3 protein-coding genes are annotated in these 2505 nt (G+C 52.1%); all 3 read left to right on the top strand.

Annotated features, from left to right (window positions below; genetic code table 11):
• Nucleotides 1-143: 143 nt before the first annotated feature.
• The 3 genes from IKE44_RS09665 (at nt 144) to IKE44_RS09655 (ending at nt 2392) form a co-directional block, all read left to right on the top strand.
• Complete coding sequence (locus IKE44_RS09665; protein ID WP_049625273.1) at nt 144-338, top strand: YozQ family protein; 195 nt, start codon at nt 144-146, stop codon at nt 336-338.
• A gap of 170 nt (nt 339-508) precedes the next feature.
• A complete protein-coding gene (locus IKE44_RS09660) occupies nt 509-916 on the top strand; it encodes a VWA-like domain-containing protein (RefSeq protein ID WP_014195627.1) in 408 nt (135 codons plus the stop codon).
• A gap of 174 nt (nt 917-1090) precedes the next feature.
• Nucleotides 1091-2392, top strand: coding sequence for an ammonium transporter (locus tag IKE44_RS09655; protein ID WP_049625274.1), 1302 nt, complete (start codon nt 1091-1093; stop codon nt 2390-2392).
• Nucleotides 2393-2505 lie beyond the last annotated feature (113 nt).

The raw sequence follows: 2505 nt of genomic DNA, 5'->3' as shown, positions 1-2505 counted from the left end.
GATGTGGTTGACACCCCTGCATCATACCAAGAGGGCTTTTTTTGATCAAGTCCCCGGAAAAGCTCCTAACGGGAATGCTCTTTTTATTTTTCATCCCTGTTTCACATTAATATAATGAACGATGTAAACAGGGAGGAAAGCGAATGGAAGAGAACAAACAATCGCTTGAGGTGGCCGGGCGCCAGTATGATCCGTCTGATTACAAGTCAGCCGCGGCTCTCGGCGCCGGGTTGGCCGAGACGCATGAACAAGTAAGCGACGTCTACGCGGAAGGGACGATCGAGGCGGCGGCCGAGCAAGAAAACGCGCCAGACATTCCCCTGTCCACGCCGGAGTAAAAGCCGAAACGCCAAGGATTCGCTCCTTGGCGTTTCCGCTGATGGCTAAGGCTGTCCATCGGTGAGAAATGAAAGGGCAAAAGGAAAGAAAAACAGTTCGTACTTTCCCCCATCGTCGTCTATACTAGTAGTGCGCACGGCGATTCACCGATATAAGGGGGATGATCATCGTGAGATGGCAGCGGGCTTTATTGGCGTTGCTCAAAGAGCGGAAAGACCATTCCATCGCGTTGGCGATCGACACATCAAACCGTCCGGAGCGGCCAATGCTCATTCAAAACATTGTGAAGCTGTTTGAAAAGCTGCGCCCGGACACGCTGCTCGTCCAAGCGGATTTTAAAATTCGCGATGTCTCTCCGGTTGGCGTGGCGACGATTAAATATTTCAAGCACGGGAAATCGTCGTACACCGAAGTGCTGGAATGGGCCGCTGCGCAAAAAATCGATACGTTGTTTTACATCACCGATGTAACCGGCTATTTTTATGAAGAACTCGAAGTCGACTATGAAGTGTTTTGGCTTGTGCCGGACGATTATATGCCGCGCGTGCCGTTTGGCAAGCCCATTCGTGTGGCGTAACACTGTGAGGAATGCCCCTCGTGATGAGAGGCATTCTTTTTTGTTAAGAAATTTAACAAACTTTTTGTGTTCGAAACCGATTGCAACCAAAAACACACGTTGCTTTTGGTTGGTTTGTGTTATATATTATTACATATAAAAGGGATGATAAATGACAAAAGGGGGATGCGTAAAATGGATGAAAAAACGTTGACGCTTGGGCTGGATGCCCTCTGGGTCATGCTTTCGGCGGTGCTCGTCATCGGCATGCAGGCAGGGTTTGCTTTGCTTGAGGCCGGATCAACGCGCATGAAAAACTCCGGGCATGTGGCTGGCAAACAAATTTTAAGCTTTGCTATCGCCTCATTGGCGTTTTGGGCGTTCGGCTTTGCGATTGCGTTTGGGGCTGGGAATAGCTTCATCGGGACGGAAGGATGGTTTTTAAAAGAAGGAAAAGGAACGTTTGACTCGTTGTCGTGGGCGAATGTGCCGCTCGAGCTCAAATTTTTATTCCAGCTCGGCTTTGCCGGCGTGTCGCTGGCCATCGCTTGGGGCGGCTTCGCTGAGCGGGCGAAGCTGTCTGTTTATTTTCTTTTTGGCACGATTTTTACGATCGCCATTTACCCGGTGATCGGCCATTGGGTGTGGGGCGGCGGCTGGCTCGGGCAACTCGGGATGCAAGATTTCGCTGGTTCAACCGTTGTCCACTTGCAAGGCGCGATTGCGGCGCTCATCGCCACGGTCTTGCTTGGCCCGCGCATCGGCAAGTTCAATAAAGACAAGACGCCAAACGTCATTCCGGGGCATAACCAAGTGTATACAGTCATTGGCGGATTGATTTTATGGATCGGCTGGTTCGGCTTTAACGCGGGCAGCACGATGGCGGTTGGCGACGGATTTTTCGGCTATGTGGCCTTGACGACGAACTTGGCTGCTGCGGCGGGGGCGGTTGCTGCGATCTTGACGGCGAAAATTTTGGTCGGCAAAGCGGACATTCCGGCGATGGTCAACGGTGTGTTGGCGGCATTGGTTGCCATTACAGCGGCGTGCGCGTTCGTTGAACCGTGGGCGGCGGTCATCATCGGTGCAGTGGCGGGATCGTTCACGTTCTGGACGTCCATCTACTTCGAACGCAAAGGGATTGATGATCCAATTTACGCCTTTTCCGTCCACGGCATTGCCGGCATTATCGGCACGATTTCAACTGGGTTTTTCGCTTCGCCGCGTTTAGTCGAGATCACGGGCATCGGGAAGGCCGGACTGTTTTACGGCGGCGGATTTGATCAGCTGATTGTGCAAACGGTCGGGGTGCTCGGCGCTGCGGTGTATGTCGCTGCCGTTTCGTTTATCATCTTATATGCCATGAAGAAAACGATCGGACTGCGTGTGACGGCGGAACAAGAAATTTCAGGTCTTGATATTAGCGAGCACGGCTCTTATGGCTATCCGGAACAGCTCGATCCCGTGTATCAGCCGAAGACAGCTGCCCAGCAATAGCCAAGGGGGAAAAGGAGCATTCCCGTTAGGAGCTTTTCCGGGGACTTGATCAAAAAAAGCCCTCTTGGTATGATACAGGGGTGTCAACCACATCTCTCACCATACCAAGGAGG

This window comes from Geobacillus sp. (genome assembly GCF_017515625.1).
Taxonomy (GTDB): Bacteria; Bacillota; Bacilli; order Bacillales; family Anoxybacillaceae; genus Geobacillus; species Geobacillus stearothermophilus.
Note: the sequence above shows the minus strand (reverse complement) of the source record. Positions and strands in the feature narration are given on the sequence as shown.

Bases quoted from the DNA above. Each gene is read 5' to 3' on its own strand.
- IKE44_RS09665 (WP_049625273.1), top strand. From the start codon at position 144: ATGGAAGAGAACAAACAATCGCTTGAGGTGGCCGGGCGCCAGTATGAT.
- IKE44_RS09655 (WP_049625274.1), top strand. From the start codon at position 1,091: ATGGATGAAAAAACGTTGACGCTTGGGCTGGATGCCCTCTGGGTCATG.